Consider the following 22094-nt stretch of genomic DNA (forward strand, 5'->3'; position numbering starts at 1 on the left):
TTTTTACGTTCGAAGGGCAGGTTTGCGCGCTATTCCTGCTCTGACTTCACCAGCCGCAGGTAGGGCGGCAGATCTCCCGTCTTGGCACTGGTGAAGCTGGCATTTCCCTCTGCAAATCCGGTTTCCTTTGGCAAAGTCGACTGTTGCAACGGAGCGGCAAAGCGCAACGCTCTGGTCGCTCCGCCAATGCCGCTGCGCCGCGTCGCCTGCGCCAGATCGAAACGCCGCGGGGTTTGGCCGACCTCGCCCTGCACGACGAGACAGCCCAGCACCCGGCTGACATCGCCCAGATCGCTTTTAAGCGGCAAAAGCAGCATGCGCCCCGTCAAAGCCGGTCGCCCATAGGAGGCAGCCGCGCTAAGATGCAGGGTGGTTTGACCGGGCAGTTGAAAAACCTCTTCCAGCGCCTCGCTGACGCGGGGACGCGATTGCGTGCCGAAAAAAGCGGTGATTGGCATGCCGCGCACCTCCATCCCCATAACGTCGCGCAGATGGCCGCCCGCGATACGCAAACGCCCAACACCCACCGCGACACGTTCAAGGATAAAGGCATATTTCAGCGCGGCCTCTATCCCGCGCGGGTCGATATCGGACCGCCGCGGCATCAATCTGTTGCCACGCAAGGCTTCCCAATAGGCTTCGACCTGCGCCAGCGGGCCATAGCCAACATGCGTCCGATGATCTGACATGGCGACAACATTCTGCGCGGTGTGGCCTGTATTGCCCATTAAAACTCACCCATAAGGACTTGGCCAATACAGCAGCCGTTATTGAAACGACAGCGGCACAATGTGGCCGAAAACATTACCAAATCATTAATACCGCAGACCGAGAGAGAATTCCTCCCGCTTTCGGCGAAGTGGTTAACAACATTGCCGTGGGATCAGCCGCGCCATCGGGGCCGGGGGCTTGCCCCTCGCGGGGGTTTCGCCGTAAGGCAGGACATGACCGCCTTTGCAAGGAACGCGCCGATGATCAGGTCCATGACAGGTTTCGCCTCTGCCTCCGGCACTTTGGAGGGCTGGAGCTGGTCTTGGGAACTGCGCGCGGTTAATGGCAAAGGGCTCGACCTGCGGCTGCGTGTGCCCGATTGGGTCGACGGGCTGGAGGTCGCCCTGCGCAAGCAGGTGACGGCAGAAGTGGCGCGGGGCAATATCACCTGCAACCTGCGCATATCCTCGGCTGAGAGTGACGGCAGCTTGCAGGTCAACGCGGCGCATGTCGACAGGCTGCTGACCGCTCTGCATGAGATCGAGACCCGCGCAATGGATGCCGGGGTGTCGCTGGCGCCCTCGCGGGCAAGCGACATTCTCACCATGCGCGGCGTGCTGGAACAGGCCGATCAGGCGCAGGACATTGATGCGCTGCGCGACGCTTTGCTGTCGGAAATGCCCGCCTTGCTGAGCGACTTCAACGCCATGCGCGCGCAGGAAGGCGCGGCGCTGGCCGCGGTGATGCAGGACCAGTTGACCGAGGTCGAAAACCTTGCCGCCGAAGCCGCCGCTTTGGCCGAGGCCCGCAAGGAAGAAACCGCTGCCCAGTTGCGCCGCAACCTCGCGCGGGTGATGGACAACAGCGAGGGCGCGGATGCCGACCGGGTGGCCCAAGAGCTGGCCTTGATCGCGGTCAAAGCCGATGTCACCGAAGAGATTGACCGCCTCGCCGCCCATGTCGCCGCCGCCCGCGCGCTGATCGGGCAGGGCGGGCCGGTGGGGCGCAAGCTGGATTTCCTGATGCAGGAGTTCAACCGCGAAGCCAACACGCTCTGCTCCAAGGCGCAGAGCACGGAACTAACGACTGTCGGTCTGGCCCTGAAGGCGGTGATCGACCAAATGCGCGAACAAGTGCAAAATGTGGAGTAAGACGTGACCAACCCAAGCCGACGCGGCCTTCTGATCATTCTCAGTTCCCCCTCTGGGGCGGGCAAATCGACCATGGCCCGCGCCCTGCGCGCATGGGATCCGACGATCAACTTCTCGGTTTCCGCCACCACCCGCGCGCCCCGTCCGGGCGAGGAGGACGGCACCGATTACCGCTTCGTCGGCGAGGAGCACTTCCGTCAGGCCGTGGCCGAGGGCGAGATGCTGGAACATGCCCATGTCTTCGGCAACTTCTATGGCTCCCCCAAAGCGCCTGTGCAGGCGGCGATCGATCAGGGGCAAGATATCCTCTTTGACATCGACTGGCAGGGCGCACAGCAGATCCGCAACTCGGACCTGAACACCCATACACTGTCGATTTTCCTACTGCCGCCCTCGATCACCGAGTTGAAACGCCGTTTGGAAAGCCGGGGGCAGGACGATGCCGCGACGATCGCCAAGCGCATGGGCAAAAGCTGGGACGAGATCAGCCATTGGGATGGCTATGACTTCGTGCTGGTCAACGACGATCTCGACCAGACCGAGGCGCGGCTGAAATCCATCATCACCGCCGCGCGCCTGCGGCTGAGCCAACAGCCCGCCATCAAGGATCACGTCCGCCGTCTGCAATCTGAATTTGAGGATTTGAAATGACCCTTTACGCCCTTGCCGATGCCCGCCCCGATGTCTCTCCCGATGCTTGGGTAGCGCCCGATGCAAACGTAATAGGCAACGTCACGATCGGCCCCGAGGCCTCCGTCTGGTTTGGCAGCACCCTGCGTGGCGATAATGAGATGATCACCGTGGGGCGCAGCAGCAATGTGCAGGAGAACTGCGTTTTCCACACTGATATGGGTTATCCGCTGACCGTGGGCGAGGATTGCACCATCGGTCACAAAGTCATGCTGCACGGCTGCACCATCGGCGACAACTCCCTGATCGGCATGGGGGCCACGGTGCTGAATGGGGCCAAGATTGGCAAGAACTGCCTGATCGGGGCAGGGGCGCTGATTACCGAAAACAAGGTGATCCCCGATGGGTCGCTCGTTATGGGTGTGCCGGGCAAAGTGGTGCGGGAGCTTGATGAGCAGGCGATCCAGCGGCTAACCGCGAGCGCCAAACACTACGCCAAAAACGCCGCGCGCTTCCGCCGCGATCTTGAACCGCTCTGACATGGGCAACACCGCCGTGACCCTTGCCGATGTGGTGGCGGCGCTGCCGCTGCCAAGCGTGGCCATCAACGCCGAAGAACGGATCACCGTTTTGAACGCCCCCGCCGAGGACTTGCTGGGCAAGGGGCTGCTGGGCCGCCACTTTGTCACCGCACTGCGCCAGCCGGGGCTGGTCGAAGCGGTGGAGCGGTGCCTTTCGGGGGCAGGCCCCTGCCAAGCGCGGTTCACCAGCATCGGCGGCGAACACGGCACCACCTATGACGTCAGCCTGCGCCCGGTGGGCGATCACGGGATTGTTCTGCTAAGCTTCAATGACGTGACGGAGATGGCGCAGGCAGGCCAGATGCGCCGCGATTTCGTGGCGAATGTGAGCCATGAGTTGCGCACCCCGCTAACCGCACTGATCGGGTTTATTGAGACGCTACAAGGCCCGGCACGCGACGACACGGCGGCGCGCGAGCGGTTCTTAGGAATCATGGCGCAGGAAGCGGAGCGGATGAACCGATTGGTGGGAGAGTTGCTGTCCCTCAGCCGGGTCGAGGCTGAAGAGCGCGTGCGCCCCGAGGCGCCGATTGACCTGCGTGATGTGCTCCGCGGCACCCTGCGCAACCTCGCGCCTTTGGCAGACGATAGCAACGTGACATTGGCGCCGACATTGGGCGATGCCCCGGCGCTTGTGCTGGGGGATGCGGACCAATTGGTACAGGTCTTTACCAATCTTATCGAGAACGCGATCAAATACGGCGGGCGCGACAACAGGGTCGAGATTTCGGTTAAAAGCACGGCCCATGACCCGGCGATGCGCGGCCCGGCGGTCCATGTCAGCGTGCGCGACCACGGCCCCGGCATTGATGCGATTCACCTACCACGCCTGACCGAAAGGTTTTACCGCGTTGACAGTCACCGCAGCCGCGCGCTTGGGGGGACTGGGTTGGGTCTGGCCATCGTCAAACACATCATGAATCGCCACCGCGGGCGGCTCAAGGTGACCAGCACCCCCGGCCAAGGGGCCGAATTCCGCGTGATTTTGCCGATGAAAACGGAATCTGACTGAATTTTGCAGAAATTTGGTGATTCAGGCCGACTGTCATGAAACTGTAATGTTGCTGTCACAAAAGCACAGCACCGCCTTCATAGACGGGGCGCAGATCACCATGGGGTGGTCACCAATTCGCATCTGACAGGAGATATCATGTCACTCGCAAAACTCACCACTTCCGCCCTGGCGATTGCCGCCGTATCCGCAACTGCCGCTGCCGCGCGTGACCAAGTACAGGTTGCCGGTTCTTCGACCGTGCTGCCCTATGCCTCCATCGTCGCCGAAGCCTTTGGCGAAAACTTTGACTTCCCGACACCGGTCGTGGAATCGGGCGGCTCCTCGGCTGGCCTCAAGCGCTTCTGCGAAGGCGTGGGCGAGAACACCATCGACGTGGCCAACGCTTCGCGCCAGATCAAAGACGCCGAAGTGGCGGCCTGTGCCGAGAACGGCGTGACCGACATCATCGAAGTGCGCATCGGCTATGACGGCATCGTTTTCGCCTCCGACATCAACGGTGAGACTTTCGCCTTCACCCCGACCGATTGGTACAAGGCACTGAGCGCCAAAGTTGTCGTCGACGGCGAAGTGACCGAGAACCCCTATACCACATGGGATCAGGTGAACCCCGACTTCCCCGCGCAGCCGATCCAAGCCTTCATCCCTGGCACCAAACACGGCACGCGCGAAGTGTTCGAGGAAAAAGTGATCCTCGCGGGCTGTGAAGAAACCGGCGATCTTGAAGTTTTCGCCGAAGCTGCGGGCGGTGACGAAAAAGCGGCTGAGAAAGAGTGCATCAGCCTGCGCACCGACGGCAAGTCGGTCGACATCGACGGCGACTACACCGAGACGCTGGCACGCATCGAAAGCAACAAAGACGGCATCGGCGTCTTCGGTCTGGCCTTCTATGAGAACAACACCGACAAGCTTCAGGTTGCCACCATGGGCGACGTCGAGCCGACCACCGAAAGCATCGCCTCGGGTGACTACCCCGTGTCGCGCCCGCTGTTCTTCTACGTCAAGAAAGCCCACATCGGCGTGATCCCCGGCCTGAAGGAATACGCTGAGTTCTTCGTCGCGGACGAAGTTGCTGGCCCCGACGGCCCGCTGGCCGAATACGGTCTGGTGTCCGACCCCGAGCTGGCCGACACCCAGTCCGTAGTTGCCGACGAGACCGTGATGGGCAGCGGTTCCTAAACCTAACTTAAACGACGCCGGGGGCGGGCAACTGCCCCCGGTTTTTCGCGTTTTGATCCACCGGGGGACATGTGGGACAAATACTGACAACAGGCGCGGTGCTGCCGCTGGTCATCCTGATCGCGGCTTTGGCACTGGGTGGCTACCTCCTTGCGCGGCGTCGGGCTTTGGCCTCTGCCCAAGGCGACAGCCGCAATCTGCATTCGCTGCCAAGCTATTACGGCTATAACGCGGTGATGAGCGTGGCAGTGCCCGCGCTTTTGGTTCTTGGCCTCTGGCTGCTGGTGCAGCCGATGCTGGTGCAATCTTCGGTGGTCGAAATGATCCCTGCCGAGGCTGTGCCCGAAGGATCTTCCGTTAATCTGATCATGAGCGATGTACGCCGCTTGGCTGATGGGCTGGATGCGGCGGTCTCTGCCGGTGCTCTCAGCGCGGTCGACGCGACGGACCTATCTGCCGCCGACGATCTGCGCGCATGGCTGGCCGAACGCGGCGTCGCCATCGGGGCAGAGATCAGCCCCGAAGTCCTCGCCGCAGCGCAGGCCTACCGCGAGATGACGGCCACGGGCAATTTCTGGCGTAACATTGTCGTCGCACTCATCGCCTTGATCGCGCTTTTTCTGGTGCTGCGCGAAACCGACGCCGAATTCCGCGCCCGCAACCGGGTTGAGGGTGGCATCAAAGCCCTGCTGATTCTTGCGGCCTCCCTCGCGATCCTCACCACCGTGGGCATCGTGCTGTCGATGCTGTTTGAGACGATCAACTTCTTCAACCTGCATCCATGGACCGACTTCTTCTTCGGCTCTTCTTGGGCGCCGAACTTTCGCGGTGACAGTGACCTGTCGATCCTGCCGCTGCTTTGGGGGACGCTCTATATCTCTTTCATCGCGCTGCTGGTGGCTGTGCCCATCGGGCTTTTCGCGGCGATCTACCTTAGCGAATATGCAGGCCCCAAGGTGCGTGCGACGGCCAAGCCGCTGCTGGAGATCCTCGCTGGTATCCCCACCATCGTCTATGGTCTGTTCGCGCTGCTGACCGTAGGGCCGTTCCTTGTGAACGTCTTCGGTCGCGGCGACGCTGGGCTTCTTGACGTCGACTGGATGTCGGGGGCGACGTCGGTTTTGACCGCAGGCCTGGTGATGGGGATCATGCTGATCCCCTTCGTCTCCTCCCTGTCCGATGACATCATCAACGCGGTGCCTCAGTCGCTGCGCGACGGCTCCTTTGGCTTAGGTGCCACACAGTCCGAGACGATCCGTCAAGTCGTGATCCCCGCCGCCTTGCCGGGTATCGTCGGCGCCGTTTTGCTGGCCGCGAGCCGCGCCATCGGTGAGACGATGATCGTCGTGCTGGGGGCAGGGGCCATCGCCCGGATCTCGGCCAACCCGCTGGAAGCCATGACCACCATCACCACCCGCATCGTCAGCCAGCTCACCGGGGACAGCGATTTTGCCAGCCCTGAAACGCTGGTGGCCTTCGCCCTTGGCCTGACCCTCTTCGTCCTGACCTTGGGCCTGAACGTGCTGGCCCTATACATCGTGCGTAAATACCGGGAGCAGTACGAATGAGCGATATCCCCAACCCCGCAGCCCCTTTTGCAGACCCGCGCGGTGCGTCCCTGCTGGAGCAAGACGGGCGCACCAAACGCCGCAACGCCGCTGAGGGTCGTTTCAAACTCTATGGTATCGTGGCCATCACCATCGGCTTGCTGATGCTGCTGACGCTGCTCTTTACCATTATCTCCCGCGGTACCGGCGCGTTCCAGCAGACCTATGTGACGCTTTCCGTGCCACTTCTGGAGGACAAGCTCGACAAGAACGGCAACCGTGAACTGGAAGACATCAAAAAGGTCTCAACCTTTGGCTATTCACCTTTGCTGAAAGCGGCTTTTGAAAACAAGGTTGAAGCGGCGGGGATCGAGACTGATCTCAAGTCGAAAGACATGGCTGACATCCTGTCGAAAGACGCCGCTGCACAGCTTCGCGATCATGTTCTGGCAAACCCAGAGTTGATCGGGACCGCCGCCGGGTTCGAGTTCCTGACCAACAGCCGCGTCGATGGCTACCTCAAAGGCCGCGTGACCCGTGAAAGCATCGCGAATGACAAGAGCATTAACGCAGAACAGCTTGATTTTGTAGATATTTTGGTAGCTAATGGAAGCCTCGAGAAACGCTTCAACCTCGACTTCATCACTGGCGCCGACGCCTCTGACGCACGGCCCGAAGCGGCGGGTATGGGCGTCGCGATGATCGGCTCTTTCGCAATGATGCTGGTGGTGCTTGTGCTGGCACTGCCCATCGGCGTCGCGGCCTCGATCTATCTTGAGGAGTTCGCCCCGAAAAACTGGATCACCGACATTATTGAGGTCAACATCAGCAACCTCGCAGCGGTCCCGTCGATCGTCTTTGGCATCCTCGGCCTTGCAGTGTTTATCAACTATATGCACCTGCCAAACTCCGCACCCTTGGTCGGGGGTCTGGTGCTGACGCTAATGACGCTGCCAACCATCATCATCTCGACCCGCGCCTCGCTGAAATCCGTGCCGCCGTCGATCCGTGATGCGGCGCTCGGGGTAGGGGCCTCGAAAATGCAATCGGTCTTCCACCATGTGCTGCCCCTCGCCGCGCCCGGCATTCTGACCGGGACCATCATCGGGTTGGCCCAAGCGCTTGGGGAAACGGCACCTCTGCTGCTGATTGGGATGGTCGGCTTCATCGCCTCCAACCCACCGGAAAGCATCGCCGAAGGGCTGATGTCCCCGAACTCCGCCATGCCGGCCCAGATTTACGAATGGGCCAAACGCGCCGACCCGGCCTTCTATGAACGCGCTTGGGGCGGTATCATCATCTTGCTGGTGTTCCTGATTTCGATGAATGCCATCGCCGTGCTGCTGCGCCGCCGCTTTGAGCGACGCTGGTAACCAAAGGACGGGACCCATGAAAGACAACAGATATTCGGAGAGTGACGTGACAATCCAACCCGTCAAGATCGCGGCCCGCAATGTGCAGGTCTATTACGGTGACAGCCACGCCATCCGTGACGTGGACATCGATATCGCCGACAAAACCGTGACGGCCTTTATCGGCCCATCAGGCTGCGGCAAGTCGACTTTTCTTCGCTGTATCAATAGAATGAACGACACTATTGATGCGGCCCGTGTGACCGGAGATATCCGTATCGACGGCGAAGACATCTATGACAAACGTGTCGATCCGGTGCAGCTTCGCGCCAAGGTCGGCATGGTGTTTCAAAAGCCAAACCCATTCCCCAAATCGATCTACGACAACGTGGCTTACGGCCCGCGCATTCACGGTCTGGCCCGCAACAAGGCCGATCTTGACGACATCGTTGAACAGGCGCTGCGCCGTGGGGCGATCTGGAACGAGGTGAAGGACCGTCTGCACGCACCGGGTACTGGCCTGTCGGGAGGGCAACAGCAGCGTCTGTGCATTGCCCGCGCCGTGGCGACGGAGCCGGAAGTGCTGTTGATGGACGAACCTTGCTCAGCCCTTGACCCGATCGCCACCGCGCAAGTTGAGGAATTGATTGACGAATTGCGCCAAAACTACTCCGTCGTAATCGTCACACACTCCATGCAACAGGCCGCGCGTGTGAGCCAGAAAACCGCCTTCTTCCACCTCGGCAACCTTGTGGAATTTGGCGACACCGACGATATCTTCACGCGCCCCCAAGACCCGCGCACCGAAAGCTACATCACCGGCCGTATTGGATAATATCATGTCAGATCAACACATTGCATCAGCATTCGACCGCGATCTGGAAGCCGTTCAGGCACAGATCCTCAAAATGGGCGGGCTGGTCGAAGACGCCATTCGCCGTGGTGCCCAGTCACTTGAAACCCGCGACGAAGAGCTCGCCAATGAGGTGCGGGCAGGGGACAAGGCCATCGACGGGCTCGAAGAACAAATCAACGAAAGCGCCGCCCGCGTCATCGCTTTGCGCGCGCCAACGGCGATTGACCTGCGTCTGACGCTCAGCGTGATTAAGATCAGCGCCAACCTCGAACGTATTGGGGACTATGCGAAAAACATGGCCAAGCGCAGCAGTGTGCTGAACCAAATGGAGCCCGTCAGCGACAGCACGGGTGCGATCCGCCGCATGGCCGGCGCGGTGGAAGCGATGCTGAAAGATGCACTTGACGCCTATATCCAGCGCGACGCCGATCTGGCGCGTGACGTGATCACTCGCGACGAAGATGTCGACCAGATGTATAATGCACTGTTCCGCGAATTCCTGACCTTTATGATGGAAGACCCGCGCAGCATCACCGCCTGCATGCACCTGCATTTTATCGCCAAAAACGTCGAGCGTATGGGCGACCATGTCACGGCCATCGCAGAACAGGTCGTCTATCTGGTGACCGGTGAGACGCCTGAGGACGACCGGCCCAAGGCCGACCGCACCTCGATCACCACGAAGGGCTGAAACCATGGACGTGACCCGGCCACAGGTTTTGCTGGTAGAAGACGAACCCGCGCAACGTGAGGTATTGGCCTACAACCTCGAAGCCGAAGGCTTTGAGGTACGGCGCGCCGAGGATGGTGAAGAAGCCATGCTGCTGGTGTCAGAGGCCGCACCTGATCTGGTGATCCTCGATTGGATGATGCCCTTGATGAGCGGCATCGAAGTCTGCCGCCAGTTGAAGTCGCGGGAAAGCACCCGGCATATCCCGGTCATCATGCTCTCGGCGCGCTCCGAGGAAGTGGACACCGTGCGGGGTCTTGAGACCGGCGCGGACGACTATGTGATCAAGCCATACAATCTGCGCGAACTCATGGCGCGGGTCCGTACGCAGTTGCGGCGGACACGACCGGCAGCCGCAGGCGCGCTGCTCAGCTTTGATGACATCCAGCTTGACCCGGAGCGTCACCGTGTAAGCCGTGCGGGCAGCGAGCTGAAACTGGGGCCAACGGAATACCGGCTGCTGACAACGCTGCTTGAGAAACCCGGCCGCGTGTTCAGCCGCGATCAATTGCTCGACCACGTTTGGGGCCGCGATATCTATGTCGATACGCGCACTGTGGACGTTCACATTGCACGACTTCGCAAGGCGTTAACCCGTGAAGGTGGCGGTGATCCGATCCGTACCGTACGGGGCGCGGGTTATGCTTTAGGCTAAGGCAATTGGTTCACCCTTAGGACGCGATTTATTTACATAATACTGATTATGAGTTTTACATATTGCGGTATTGGCCCCGTTGTTGCGATCTTCTCGCCACAGTAGCACCTCAATGCCACCTGACGCTGGACAGCGCCAGTTTCGCTCCGCTAACACTATCTAGATGTTTTAAAGCGAGTGATTATGGCCTCTGTACTTATTTTAAACGGCCCGAACCTGAACCTGTTGGGTACACGACAGCCTGAGGTCTATGGCAAGACGACCTTGGCGGATGTCGAGGCTCTCTGCGCGGCAGAAGCTGCACGGCTGGACTTGGAGATGCAGTTTGCGCAGTCCAACCATGAAGGCGCGTTGATCGATTTGATCCATGAGGCCCGTGGCCAACATGCTGGTATCATTCTAAATGCTGGCGCCTTTACCCACACGTCGATCGCTCTGATGGATGCCATCGCCTCTGTCGAGCTGCCTGTGGTCGAAGTGCATTTGAGCAATATCCATGCCCGTGAGAGCTTTCGCCATACCTCCTACATCGCCCCTGTGGCCATCGGACAAATCTGCGGTTTCGGTGTACACGGCTATGTTTTGGCCATCCAAGCCCTTCAACGTCGTATTGTAAGCTAATGAATCTGCGCGATTATCTTCATCAAATCGCGCATAGCCCGACAATCGAAGAACTCTGGGATGCCCATACACGACAGATGGCTGACTATGGGTTTGACCGGCTGATCTACGGGTTTACGCGCTACCGAACACCGACATCGCTAGGGGATCCGGCGGATTTTGTCATTCTGAGCAATCAAAGCCCGGAGTATCTTAACGGCTATCTGCACAGCGGGCTGTACTTCAACGCACCTATGCTGCGATGGGCGCTGAACAACGAAGGCGCTTGTAGCTGGGGCGCCCTGCCCGAGATCACGCATGGCGATGACCTGTCAGAGTCTGAAAAACGGGTGATTGACTTCAACGCGCGGATGGAGGTGACCGCGGGCTACACGATCAGTTTCCGCTCAATCTCGGCGCGGTCCAAAGGCGCGATCGCCTTGACGGCGCGGCGTGGCCTGACCCAAGACGAGGTCGATGCTATCTGGGACGAGCATGGCGCCGACATTCAGTTGATGAATGAAATCGCGCATCTAAAGATCCTGTCCCTGCCCTATAGCAGCCCCAACCGAAGCCTTACGCGGCGCCAGCTAGAAGTGCTGCAATGGGTCGGAGATGGCAAAACAACGCAGGACATCGCTCTGTTGATGGGTCTGACAGCCCCCACCGTCGAAAAGCACCTTCGCCTCGCTCGAGAAGCGCTGTCGGTTGAGACGACAGCTCAGGCGGTGTTAAAGGCCGCTTTTGCGAACCAGATGTTTGTGATGGATCAGTAATATATTAGGGTATGGAATACCTTACTGGCACCTCAGGTAGTAGATGGCCATGGTCCGCCAGTATCGCGGGTGTTCGCATCAACGGTACGACGGGCTTTAAATCCTTGTAATACCAAGGCGCTTTTGGGCCCGCCGGTCTCAGTCAGGTTTATTTTTCACCTGGCTGACCGGATCCCTACCCTTCCCCAGATACTCTTCGTTCACGGCCCCCCCGCTGCGCCTTGGCATCGCCGCCATGCGTATCCCTCCAACGCAAAAGGGCGGCGCATCGGAATGCACCGCCCCTTATTCATCATGACGACAAGGCTTAGCCTTTCGCGGCTTTTGCTACTTCTGCTGCGAAGTCTTCTTTGACGACTTCGATGCCTTCGCCAACTTCCAGACGCACGAAACCGGTGATGGTCGCGCCTGCTTCTTCGGCAGCTTTGCCGACGGTCAGGTCAGGGTTCACAACGAAGGACTGGTTCACCAGCGTCACTTCGGACATGTACTTCTGCATCCGACCAGCGATCATTTTCTCGATCACGGCTTCGGGCTTGCCGCTTTCACGGGCGATGTCCATCTGAACTTGCTTTTCTTTCTCGACCACGGCTGGGTCCAGATCAGCTTCGGACAGCGACGCGGGGTTCACAGCGGCGATGTGCATCGCGATCTGCTTGCCCAGCTCTTCGTTGCCACCGTTCATGGCGACCAGAACACCGATCTTGCCCATGCCGGGCGCGGCTGCGTTGTGCACGTAAGAGACAACGGTCTCGCCTTCGATGCTCTGCATCCGGCGCAGCGACATGTTCTCGCCGATTTTGGCGATGGCGTCGGTCAGCGTGGTTTCAACGGATTTGCCATTGATCTCAGCCGCTTTCAGCGCGTCGACATCGTTCACTTTCAGCGCTGCATCGGCGATGTTGCTGACCATGGATTGGAATTCGGCGTTCTTGCCGACGAAGTCGGTTTCGGAGTTCACCTCAACCGCGACACCGCGGCTGCCTTCGACCTTAACAGCCACAAGACCTTCGGCTGCGGTACGGCCGGATTTCTTCGCCGCTTTGGCCAGACCTTTGGTGCGCAGCCAGTCAACGGCGGCTTCCATGTCGCCGTTGCTTTCTGTCAGTGCCTTTTTGGCGTCCATCATGCCTGCGCCGGTGCTGTCGCGCAGTTCCTTGACCATGGATGCTGTGATTGCCATCTCTTGGTTCTCCTTTGGAAATCGGGTGCAGGCCCAGGGCCCGCTACTGGTGGAAATCGGGGTAGGTTACCCTGCCCCGTGTTTCAGGTCCGTGACGCTTAGCCTTCGGCTTTTGCGACGGTCTCTTTCTTGGATTCGATGTCCAGCGGTGCGTCTTTGCCCATGGCATCGTCATGCAGAGTTTCTTCCGAAGCGTTGCCGATTTCGACGCCGGTGCTTTCTTCGCTTACGGCTTCTTCTTCGGGGGCTTCTTCCATGGCGCCCAGATCAACGCCTGCCGCGCCCAACTGAGCGGACATGCCGTCGAGAGCAGCGCGCGATGCCAGATCGCAATAAAGCGAGATGGCGCGGGCCGCGTCGTCGTTGCCGGGGATGATGTAGTCAACGCCGTCGGGCGAGCAGTTGGTGTCAACCACGGCCACAACTGGGATACCCAGTTTGTTGGCTTCGGCGATGGCCAGTGCTTCTTTTTTCACGTCGATGACGAAGAGCAGGTCAGGACGACCGCCCATTTCGCGGATGCCACCCAGCGATGCTTCCAGTTTGTACTGGTCGCGCTCCATACCAAGACGCTCTTTCTTGGTCAGGCCTTCAAAGCCGCGCTCGGACTGCTCATCGATGTTTTTCAGACGGTTGATCGACTGCGAAACGGTCTGCCAGTTGGTCAGCGTGCCGCCGAGCCAACGGTGGTTCATGTAATACTGTGCGCATTTCTCTGCGGCTTCGGCGATCGGCTGAGCAGCCTGACGCTTGGTGCCAACGAAGAGAACGCTGCCGCCTTTGGCGACGGTGTCACGGATCACTTTCAGCGCATCGTCCAGCATAGGAACGGTTTGCGTGAGGTCCATGATGTGGATGCCGTTGCGTGCGCCGTAGATGTACGGGCCCATGCGGGGGTTCCAGCGCTGTGTCTGGTGACCAAAGTGTACGCCTGCTTCAAGCAGTTGGCGCATGGAGAACTCAGGAAGAGCCATGTCTTTATACCTTTCCGGTTTAGCCTCATCGGGGGTATGACAGCGTCATGCTGCCAACCGGCGGACGTTTTGGGATTTCTCCCCAAAAGGCCCAACCCCGACTGCGGGTTCAAGTGGGGCGCGTATATGCCAGCGCGCGCCGCAGCGCAAGGGGCTTATTGCAGGCCCGACCGGGGATCAGCATGCCCTGCCCGCACGATCGCCTCGCAATGCTGCGCCAGCGCCTTGCGCCCCGCGAAATCGGCCACTGGCAACGGCGGGTGATAGACCACCTCGACCGCACCCTGTTTTCGCGCAGCGAGCGTCGTCAGCAGATGCGCCCCAAAGGACATATCCCCCCACCATCCATAAAACCGCGGGTCTTCGCCCTGCGGCGCATGATAGATCACACTCACCGGCTGAACCGCGATCTCTTCACGCAAGGCCGGGTCAAAAAAAGCTTCAAAAAGCGTTGTTTTGAAGGGCAGCACTTGCAGCCCGTCGGTGCTGGTGCCTTCGGGGAAGAACAGCAGCTTATGCCCCGCCAACAGCCGTGTCCGAAAAACCTCTGTCTGGCTGCGCGCTTCGGCCCGGTCGCGGCGGATAAAGACCGTCCCCGTCGCCCGCGCCAACCAGCCGATGCCGGGCCAGCCCGCGACTTCGGATTTGGAGACGAAATAGATCCGCTTGGCCGCGTTCAGCGCGAAAATATCCAGCCACGACGTATGGTTGGCCACCACCGCGCCGCGCCGCTCCATCGGGGTGCCCCGTCTGACAAAGCGCATGCCAAGCACCCAGAAAGCGGCTCGGCATACCATTTGCGTGATATGGGGCGTAATGGGTCGGTGCAGGCCGAAAATTGGCCGCTCGATCAGCCGCAACAGCAGCAAGACCACCAGCCCACCAAAGACCAAAAGCGCCAAGAGCACACCACGAAGCGCCACGCGCAGCATTCCCCCAAGGGTCAGGTGCCGCTTGGGCGGTGGCTGGTCACTGTCCCAAGTCGTGGTCATCCTGCGCCTCCGCCATAGAACCGCACCTGACGCGCGCTCATCTGTTTCGTGTCTAGGATCAGGCAGACATCTGTGGTGTTGAAGGCACGGTCGATATAGGCCCCCTCGCCCACGGTGCCGCCCAGCCGGAGATAGGCTTTGATCAGGCTCGGCACGGCCAGCATGGCCTTGCGCCGGTCAAGCTCGGCCTCAGCGATCAAGTCCATGGGGCTGAATTCACGGGCGCGCACGCGCAGGTCTGCGGGCGCCAAGTGCCGGTGATGCAACAGCGAAAGCGGTTCGGCCAAGGCGGCCGTATCGGTGCCGTGAAAACTTGCCACGCCGAACAGAACCTCAATCTCATGCTCGGCGACATAGCGCCCGAGCGCGGCCCAAAGGTGGTGCATCGCCGTGCCACCGCGATAGGCAGGATCAAGGCAAGACCGCCCCAATTCCAATAGCTTACGTCCCGAATTCTTTAGCGGCGTCAGATCGTATTCCGTCTCGGAATAGAATCCACCTGCCCGTGCAGCCATATCCCCACGCATCACCCGGTAAACGCCCGCAAGCTTGCCATTGCGCAGATCCGTCAAAAGCAGATGATCGAAGTAAGGGTCGAACCGGTCTTGCTCCAGCCCGGCGGTGTGATCCACCATCTGCCCGCCGCCGCCCAGCTCTCGCACGAAGACATCATAGCGGAGCCGCTGCGCGGCCTGCACATCAGCGTCCGTCTGCGCCAGTCTGACCTGAAAATCTGCTGCAACGCCCCGCGGCATCGGCCAATCCTATGCCCGAAATGAAAGTCTTCGCCTGATAGGCAATCGGCTGGCAAGGCGCAACAGTTGCAAGGAAAGCGAAAACCGGTTACTCTCCCTCTGGTTGCTTAAAAGAAAATTTCTTCCACCATTAAGGATTTGGAAAGGGTCATCCCTCATCAAAGACCGGCATTAATTCCAAACGAAAGCTATCTATGACCACCTTACCCTGGTCACGAAAGTTGACCGTCACCTTACCGCCGATGTTGCTTTGCACTTGGCCCGTGCCCCATTCGGGATGCTGCGGGTGCATGACCAGCATGCCCGGCGTCAGCAGCGCGTTCAGATCATCCATGCCGTTTCCAATCATCCTAAGGGGCCACCATGGACCAATTTAACATCGACCTGCCCGCGCTGATCGGCAGCCGCATCTGCCACGACTTGATATCGCCAATCGGCGCCATCAACAACGGGCTTGAACTGCTCGAAATGGCTGGCACCGGGGCCGCGCCGGGGCCAGAGCTTGCCCTGATCGGCCAAAGTGTCGAAAGCGCCTCGGCCCGTATCCGGTTTTTCCGCATCGCTTTTGGGGCCGCTGGCGATCAGACCATGGGCCAGAATGAGGTGACATCGATCCTGCGCGATCTTTATACCGCCTCACGGGTTGAGATTGACTGGCAGATCACAAGCCCACAATCGCGCAACTGCGTGCGAATGGCGTTCCTGTCGCTGCTTTGTATGGAGACGGCTTTGCACCATGGCGGGCGGATCACCATTACCGAAGAGGCTGGCCAATGGCGTCTGCATGCCGAAGCCGATAAGATCGCGATCGACCCCGGACTTTGGGCGCTATTGTCTCAACCGAATCCAGACCAGTCGCTACAACCCGCACAGGTCCAATTCGCGCTCTTACCAATTCTGGCCCAAGCGCAGCGGAAAGAAATCACAGTCGACAGCGCTGACACGGTCCTCACCCTGTTTTTCTAAGGGTCAGCCGCGTACCGTTCCCGCGCCCCGAACAAGGTACTTGAAGCTCGTCAATTGCGCCGCCCCGACAGGGCCGCGGGCGTGCAGCTTGCCAGTGGCGATGCCGATCTCCGCACCCATGCCAAACTCCCCCCCATCCGCGAATTGAGTGGAGGCGTTATGCATCAAGATCGCCGAGTCCAACCCGCTGAAGAATTCCGTCGCAGTCTCAGTATTTTCGGTCAGGATGCAATCTGTATGGCCCGACCCGTACTGGCGGATATGGGCCATGGCGGCCTGAACATCGGGCACGACGCGCGCCGCCACGATCATGTCCAGGTACTCTTGCCCCCAATCCGTCTCGCTGGCCGGAACCGTGCCGGGGATATCCTGCAGTGCCGCATCGGCGCGCACTTCGACACCGGCATCGATCAAGGCCCGGATCACACCTTTGCCAATGGTCTTTGCGATATCCTCATGGATCAGCAAACACTCCGCCGCGCCGCAGATGCCCGTGCGCCGCGTCTTGGCGTTCAGCACGACCTTCAGCGCTTTCTCAGGGTCGGCCTCGGCGTCGATATAAATATGCACGATCCCTTCGAGATGGGCAAAAACCGGCACGCGCGCCTCACGCTGCACCAGCCCGACGAGTCCCTTGCCACCCCGTGGCACGATCACGTCGATGGTATCGGTCATGGTTAGCATTTCACGCACCGCCGCCCGGTCGCGTGTCGGCACCAGTTGCACCGCATCTTCGGGCATGCCCGCATCCCGCAACCCCTGTTGCAGGCAGGCGTGTATGGCGCGCGAAGAATGAAAGCTCTCAGACCCGCCGCGGAGGATCACCGCGTTACCGGCCTTGAGGCAAAGCGCACCCGCGTCTGCCGTTACATTCGGACGCGATTCATAGATCACGCCGATCACGCCGAGCGGGGTCCGAACACGCTGGATGTTTAGCCCCGAAGGCTGGTCCCATTCGGCGATGATCTCTCCCACCGGGTCGGCCTGTTCCGCGACCGAGCGCAGCCCGTCGACCATGCCGCGAATGCGGTCCTCGTCCAGCATCAGCCGGTCCATCATCGCATCAGACAGACCCTTATCGCGACCAAAGTCGAGGTCCTGTGCATTGGCGGCGATGATCTCGGCCCGGTTCTTCCAAACGGCATCGGCGGCGCTGATCAATGCGGCATGTTTACGCTCTGCCGTGGCGCTTGCCAGACGCGCTGCTGCGGCGCGGGCGCGGGCCCCGATATCGGCCATCAATTCAGAGATATTTTCGATGTCACTCATAGCCTTATGCCCCTGTCTTAATCTTCCGCGCGCCTAGAGCGCCATGTCGTCCCGGTGAATCAAAGCCGCCCGCCCGGGATAGCCCAGCAGGGCCTCGATCTCTGCGCTTTTGCGGCCCTTGATCTGCCCGATCTCTTCGGCGGAATAGCGGCTGAGACCATGGCCCACGGCATGCCCCGCCGGGTCGTACATGGCGATGCTGTCACCGCGCTCAAAACGGCCTTCGACGGCCGTCACCCCCGCGGGCAACAGCGATGTGCCCCGCGCCAGGGCCGCGACCGCGCCAGCGTCCACTGTGACCGCCCCGCGCGGTTTCATCGCGGCGATCCAACGTTTGCGCGCGGCCTGCGGATCGCTCTGCGCGCTGAACCATGTGGCATTCGCCCCACCTTCAAGCGCAGTCAGCGGCCGCATGACGAAACCATCGGTGATCGCCATCGCGCAGCCCGCCGCCGTCGCCGTGCGCGCAGCCATCAGTTTGGTTTTCATGCCACCCTTGGACAAACCCGACCCGGCATCGCCCGCCATCGCCTCAATCTCGGGCGTGATGCTGTCGATCACCTCATAGCGTTGCGCAGTCGGATCCTGCGAAGGATTAGCGCTGTAGAACCCATCCACATCGGAAAGCAAGATCAACTGGTCCGCCCCCACTGTCACCGCGATCTGCGCCGCGAGACGATCGTTATCGCCAAAGCGGATTTCATCGGTCGCGACCGTGTCATTCTCATTCACAATCGGCACGACGCCGAGCGAAAGCAACTGCTCCAGCGTAGCGCGGCTGTTGAGGTATCGGCGACGGTTGGCACTGTCTTCCAGCGTGACCAAGACTTGCGCGGTCGTGATGCCATGGGGGGCGAGCACCTCTTCGTAAGCCCGCGCGAGGCGGATTTGCCCGACAGCCGCCGCCGCCTGTGCCTGTTCCAGCGCCAAGACAGTCGGCGGGAGGCCCAAGACACCCCGTCCAAGTGCAATGGAGCCCGAGGAAACCAGTACAACGTCGCAGCCCAACCCTTTGAGCCACAACACATCTTGCGCCAATCCGGTCAGCCAGTCCCAGCGCAAATTGCCGCTCTCGCGGTCCACCAAAAGGGCGGAGCCGATCTTGATAACGACACGGCGGGCGGTGCTTAGGGTTGCCAAGGCGTGTCTTCCTCGGTGGTGCGGAAGCGCAGGCGGTCGTCATCGATGTTTTGGCGTAGGGTCCGCAACACTTCGGTCACGCCTTCACCGGCGACACTGGACATCATCATCACCTCGCCGCCGCAAGCTTTTTCTAAGTCACTCAAACGACTTGCCCGCTCTTCTTCATCCAGCGCATCAACTTTATTCAACACCGTGACGCGCGGCTTTTCCGCCAGATCGCCGCCATAGGCTTCCAGCTCGCCGATGATGGTATGGTAATCTTCCGCCACAGTCTCGGACGTGCCGTCGATCAGGTGTAGCAACACCGCGCAACGCTCGACATGGCCGAGGAACAGATCGCCCAGCCCGCGCCCTTCGGAAGCGCCTTCGATAAGACCGGGAATATCGGCTACGACGAATTCTGTGTTATCCACACCAACCACCCCAAGGTTCGGGTGCAGCGTGGTGAAAGGGTAATCCGCAATCTTTGGCCGCGCGTTCGATGTCGTGGCGAGGAAGGTCGACTTACCCGCGTTCGGCAGACCCAAAAGCCCCACATCGGCGATCAGCTTGAGCCGCAGCCAGAGCGTACGGTCGACGCCCTCTTGGCCCGGGTTTGAGCGGCGCGGCGCTTGGTTGGTGGCGGATTTGAAGTGCAGGTTGCCCCAGCCGCCATTGCCACCACGCGCTAGCTGGACGCGCTGGCCCAGCTCTGTCAGGTCCGCGATGACCGTTTCTTGATCCTCGTCGAGGATCTCCGTGCCGACGGGCACACGCAGGATGATGTCATCGCCATCCTTGCCGGTGCGCTGTTTGCCCATGCCGGGCTGCCCGTTCTTGGCAAAGAAGTGCTGCTGATAGCGAAAATCAATCAGGGTGTTCAGCCCATCCACCGCCTCGGCCCAGACTGAGCCGCCGGTGCCGCCATCGCCGCCATCCGGACCGCCATATTCGATGTATTTCTCGCGTCGGAACGACACACAGCCGCCGCCCCCGGCACCGGATCGGATATAGACTTTGCACAGGTCGAGAAACTTCATGGTCTTGCCTTTCAGGCGCGGGAAACGGAGCTAGAGCTTGCAGCTATAGGTCCATGTGGGTACGGCAGCATCGCGGGCCAAGCAATAGGTTTCCGCGTCGCCGAGATAGACAAACCCTGCGTTGGTCAGCACCTTGGCCGAGGCCGGGTTGTCATGGAAAACAGAGGCAAAAAGCGCGTCATTGCCCAAGGGGTTGGCATCCACCAAAGCCTGCACCGCGTCGGAGGCCAGATGGGTGTTCCAGAACGCCGGGGCGACCCAATAGCCGATTTCGGACTGGTTGCGGTCGAGCCGGGTGAGAGAGATCACCCCCATGACCTCGGAACTCTCCGCGCGGGTGCCATCCATGACCCAGACGTCTTCTTCCCGGTCATCCGACATAGCGCGGGTCACATAGGCTTCGACACTGCCCGGCGGCAACGGATGTGGGATAGAGGATGTCGCATTGGCGACCCGCGGGTCGCTGGCATACATCTCAATCATACCCATATCCGACCGGCGCACCGGACGTAGGTCAAAACGCTCTGTCTCAATAACCGGTTGGTTCACAATCGCTTCCAACTGCATCGTCATGTTCCTCCTCCGAACAGACTGGATTGGGGGCTTTGGTCCAAGCTGGCCGCCCCTGCCCCGATGAGGCGCAAACAGCGCTTCGGGGCGTTGATACACTCGACATATTCCTCCCTGCCGAATGTAACGACTTTATCAAAATTCGGCCCTGTCCCGCCAAGAACGGTAAAACGATCTGACAGACCGTCGAGCCTTGAACTGAAAAACAAACGCATGGGACGTGTCCCGGAAAAAGAAAAGGGACCGGCGGTATCGCCGATCCCTGATTTTTTCAAACCCTTTGGGGTACGGCTTATTCAGCGGCCTCCGCGCGTGGCAGAACCGAAATAAACGTGCGGTTTTTCAGACCCTTGTGGAAGGTCACAGCACCGTCGACGGTTGCAAAGATCGTGTGATCTTTGCCCATGCCAACGCCGTTGGCAGGCCAAAACTTGGTGCCGCGCTGACGCACGATGATGTTGCCGGGGATAACGGCTTCGCCGCCATATTTCTTAACGCCAAGGCGACGACCAGCTGAGTCGCGCCCGTTACGGGATGAACCGCCTGCTTTTTTATGTGCCATCTCGGTCTCTCCTTAGCCTTTGGTCTTTTCTTTGGCCTGATCGACCCAGCCTTCACGCTGGATACGGCCTTTGAAAGACAGTTTCTCGTCAACTTCAGCGATATCCGCTTCGGTCCATGCTGCGATTTGAGCGAAGGAGGTGATACCCGCTTCGTGCAGCTTTTTCTCAAGTGCGGGGCCGACGCCGCTCAGCGCCTTCAGGTCGTCCGCGCCGGCTTCCGACATTTTGTCGGCTTTTTCGGCTTTCGGCGCAGCCTTGGTGGCTTTTGCCTTCTTGGCTTTCCTGATCTGCGCGGCGTCATCGGTCTTGCCGGTGATCGCAGCCACAGTAGCGGCGCTCACGGAACCGGTGCCAACAGCGGCAGACACGCCCGACTTCTCTGCGCCGGAGGCGAGGATGTCGGTGATCTTGATCAGGGTCAACTTCTGACGGTGGCCCTTGGTACGCTTGGAAGAGTGCTTTCGGCGGCGCTTGACGAAGTTGATAACCTTTTCGCCTTTGATCTGATCAACGACTTCGGCCTGAACGCCTGCGTCTTTAACCATGGGCGCGCCGAGCACGGGGCTGTCGCCGCCGAGCATCAGAACTTCGTTGAACTGGACTGTTTCGCCAGCATTGGCCGCAATACGTTCAACCCGCAGCATATCGCCGGATTGCACTTTGTATTGCTTGCCGCCTGTCTTGATGACCGCAAACATGCGTCTTCCTTTTCTGTCATCCGCGTTCTGTGGCCCCCGCTTGGGAGTTTGTGGATGGCTTTCCGGCCGATCCGCCTCGAACAGCGCGCCCATGGGGCGTCATTAAAAAACAATCCCTAAGACGGATTACCCGCCGGGATGCGGGCTTATCTTCGGAATGGCGGGACAAGTCAAGTAGGTTT

General features: G+C 60.1%; 25 protein-coding genes. 13 read left to right on the plus strand and 12 right to left on the minus strand.

The window, feature by feature from the left end:
- Positions 1-29 precede the first annotated feature (29 nt).
- Positions 30-689, minus strand: a complete 660-nt coding sequence (locus O4H31_RS07345) for a PAS domain-containing protein (protein WP_269344311.1) — start codon at positions 687-689, stop codon at positions 30-32.
- Between the two features lie 282 nt (positions 690-971).
- Here O4H31_RS07345 and O4H31_RS07350 point away from each other — a divergent pair, with 282 nt between their 5' ends.
- The 12 genes from O4H31_RS07350 (at position 972) to O4H31_RS07405 (ending at position 11780) form a co-directional block, all read left to right on the plus strand.
- Positions 972-1862, plus strand: coding sequence for a YicC/YloC family endoribonuclease (locus O4H31_RS07350; RefSeq protein ID WP_269344313.1), 891 nt, complete (start codon positions 972-974; stop codon positions 1860-1862).
- Between the two features lie 3 nt (positions 1863-1865).
- A complete protein-coding gene (gene gmk, locus O4H31_RS07355; RefSeq protein ID WP_269344314.1) occupies positions 1866-2513 on the plus strand; it encodes a guanylate kinase in 648 nt (215 codons plus the stop codon).
- Complete coding sequence (locus tag O4H31_RS07360; protein ID WP_269344316.1) at positions 2510-3031, plus strand: gamma carbonic anhydrase family protein; 522 nt, start codon at positions 2510-2512, stop codon at positions 3029-3031. The genes gmk and O4H31_RS07360 overlap by 4 nt, the downstream gene beginning before the upstream one ends.
- A gap of 1 nt (position 3032) precedes the next feature.
- Positions 3033-4085, plus strand: coding sequence for an ATP-binding protein (locus O4H31_RS07365; protein WP_269345340.1), 1053 nt, complete (start codon positions 3033-3035; stop codon positions 4083-4085).
- Positions 4086-4223: 138 nt separating this feature from the next.
- Positions 4224-5264 carry a substrate-binding domain-containing protein gene (locus tag O4H31_RS07370; RefSeq protein WP_269344318.1) on the plus strand — a complete coding sequence of 347 codons (1041 nt, stop codon included), beginning with the start codon at positions 4224-4226 and terminating at the stop codon, positions 5262-5264.
- Between the two features lie 98 nt (positions 5265-5362).
- Entirely contained in the window at positions 5363-6832 is a 1470-nt protein-coding gene (gene pstC / locus O4H31_RS07375; RefSeq protein WP_269345342.1) for a phosphate ABC transporter permease subunit PstC, read from the plus strand.
- Positions 6829-8184, plus strand: coding sequence for a phosphate ABC transporter permease PstA (gene pstA / locus O4H31_RS07380; protein WP_269344319.1), 1356 nt, complete (start codon positions 6829-6831; stop codon positions 8182-8184). Before pstC ends, pstA begins: the two co-directional genes overlap by 4 nt.
- A 16-nt stretch (positions 8185-8200) precedes the next feature.
- On the plus strand, positions 8201-8998 hold the full coding sequence (gene pstB / locus O4H31_RS07385; RefSeq protein ID WP_093926197.1) for a phosphate ABC transporter ATP-binding protein PstB: 798 nt from the start codon (positions 8201-8203) through the stop codon (positions 8996-8998).
- Between the two features lie 4 nt (positions 8999-9002).
- Positions 9003-9710 carry a phosphate signaling complex protein PhoU gene (gene phoU / locus O4H31_RS07390; RefSeq protein WP_269344346.1) on the plus strand — a complete coding sequence of 236 codons (708 nt, stop codon included), beginning with the start codon at positions 9003-9005 and terminating at the stop codon, positions 9708-9710.
- Between the two features lie 4 nt (positions 9711-9714).
- Positions 9715-10404 (plus strand): phosphate regulon transcriptional regulator PhoB, encoded by a 690-nt coding sequence (gene phoB, locus O4H31_RS07395; RefSeq protein ID WP_093926199.1) that lies wholly within the window; start codon positions 9715-9717, stop codon positions 10402-10404.
- 183 nt (positions 10405-10587) lie between these two features.
- A complete protein-coding gene (aroQ, locus tag O4H31_RS07400; RefSeq protein WP_269344348.1) occupies positions 10588-11025 on the plus strand; it encodes a type II 3-dehydroquinate dehydratase in 438 nt (145 codons plus the stop codon).
- Positions 11025-11780: a LuxR family transcriptional regulator gene (locus O4H31_RS07405; RefSeq protein ID WP_269344350.1), complete on the plus strand. Its 756-nt coding sequence runs from the start codon at positions 11025-11027 to the stop codon at positions 11778-11780. The genes aroQ and O4H31_RS07405 overlap by 1 nt, the downstream gene beginning before the upstream one ends.
- A gap of 307 nt (positions 11781-12087) precedes the next feature.
- On the opposite strand, the gene tsf is transcribed toward O4H31_RS07405, so the two are convergent.
- The 5 genes from tsf to O4H31_RS07430 all read right to left on the minus strand — a co-directional run bounded on the left by tsf (position 12088) and on the right by O4H31_RS07430 (position 16018).
- Positions 12088-12963, minus strand: a complete 876-nt coding sequence (gene tsf, locus O4H31_RS07410) for a translation elongation factor Ts (protein WP_269344352.1) — start codon at positions 12961-12963, stop codon at positions 12088-12090.
- A gap of 98 nt (positions 12964-13061) precedes the next feature.
- Complete coding sequence (gene rpsB, locus O4H31_RS07415) at positions 13062-13937, minus strand: 30S ribosomal protein S2 (protein ID WP_259944300.1); 876 nt, start codon at positions 13935-13937, stop codon at positions 13062-13064.
- Between the two features lie 155 nt (positions 13938-14092).
- Positions 14093-14929: a lysophospholipid acyltransferase family protein gene (locus tag O4H31_RS07420; protein ID WP_269344356.1), complete on the minus strand. Its 837-nt coding sequence runs from the start codon at positions 14927-14929 to the stop codon at positions 14093-14095.
- Complete coding sequence (locus O4H31_RS07425) at positions 14926-15684, minus strand: GNAT family N-acetyltransferase (protein WP_269344358.1); 759 nt, start codon at positions 15682-15684, stop codon at positions 14926-14928. The genes O4H31_RS07420 and O4H31_RS07425 overlap by 4 nt, the downstream gene beginning before the upstream one ends.
- A 148-nt stretch (positions 15685-15832) precedes the next feature.
- Complete coding sequence (locus tag O4H31_RS07430; protein ID WP_067262087.1) at positions 15833-16018, minus strand: DUF3553 domain-containing protein; 186 nt, start codon at positions 16016-16018, stop codon at positions 15833-15835.
- 29 nt (positions 16019-16047) lie between these two features.
- Between O4H31_RS07430 and O4H31_RS07435 the strand changes: the two genes are divergently transcribed.
- Complete coding sequence (locus O4H31_RS07435; RefSeq protein WP_269344363.1) at positions 16048-16650, plus strand: histidine phosphotransferase family protein; 603 nt, start codon at positions 16048-16050, stop codon at positions 16648-16650.
- A 3-nt stretch (positions 16651-16653) separates the two neighbouring features.
- Here O4H31_RS07435 and O4H31_RS07440 read toward each other — a convergent pair whose 3' ends face one another.
- The 6 genes from O4H31_RS07440 to O4H31_RS07465 all read right to left on the minus strand — a co-directional run bounded on the left by O4H31_RS07440 (position 16654) and on the right by O4H31_RS07465 (position 21912).
- Positions 16654-17919 carry a glutamate-5-semialdehyde dehydrogenase gene (locus O4H31_RS07440; protein WP_269344366.1) on the minus strand — a complete coding sequence of 422 codons (1266 nt, stop codon included), beginning with the start codon at positions 17917-17919 and terminating at the stop codon, positions 16654-16656.
- 33 nt (positions 17920-17952) lie between these two features.
- Positions 17953-19059: a glutamate 5-kinase gene (proB, locus tag O4H31_RS07445; protein WP_269344368.1), complete on the minus strand. Its 1107-nt coding sequence runs from the start codon at positions 19057-19059 to the stop codon at positions 17953-17955.
- Entirely contained in the window at positions 19047-20081 is a 1035-nt protein-coding gene (gene obgE / locus O4H31_RS07450) for a GTPase ObgE (protein ID WP_067936061.1), read from the minus strand. The genes proB and obgE overlap by 13 nt, the downstream gene beginning before the upstream one ends.
- Before the next feature lie 30 nt (positions 20082-20111).
- Positions 20112-20648, minus strand: coding sequence for a GNAT family N-acetyltransferase (locus O4H31_RS07455; protein ID WP_132443717.1), 537 nt, complete (start codon positions 20646-20648; stop codon positions 20112-20114).
- 295 nt (positions 20649-20943) lie between these two features.
- Entirely contained in the window at positions 20944-21213 is a 270-nt protein-coding gene (gene rpmA / locus O4H31_RS07460; RefSeq protein WP_007119633.1) for a 50S ribosomal protein L27, read from the minus strand.
- 12 nt (positions 21214-21225) lie between these two features.
- Complete coding sequence (locus O4H31_RS07465; protein ID WP_269344375.1) at positions 21226-21912, minus strand: 50S ribosomal protein L21; 687 nt, start codon at positions 21910-21912, stop codon at positions 21226-21228.
- Positions 21913-22094 lie beyond the last annotated feature (182 nt).

Source organism: Sulfitobacter dubius, assembly GCF_027214245.1.
Lineage (GTDB): Bacteria > Pseudomonadota > Alphaproteobacteria > Rhodobacterales > Rhodobacteraceae > Sulfitobacter > Sulfitobacter dubius_A.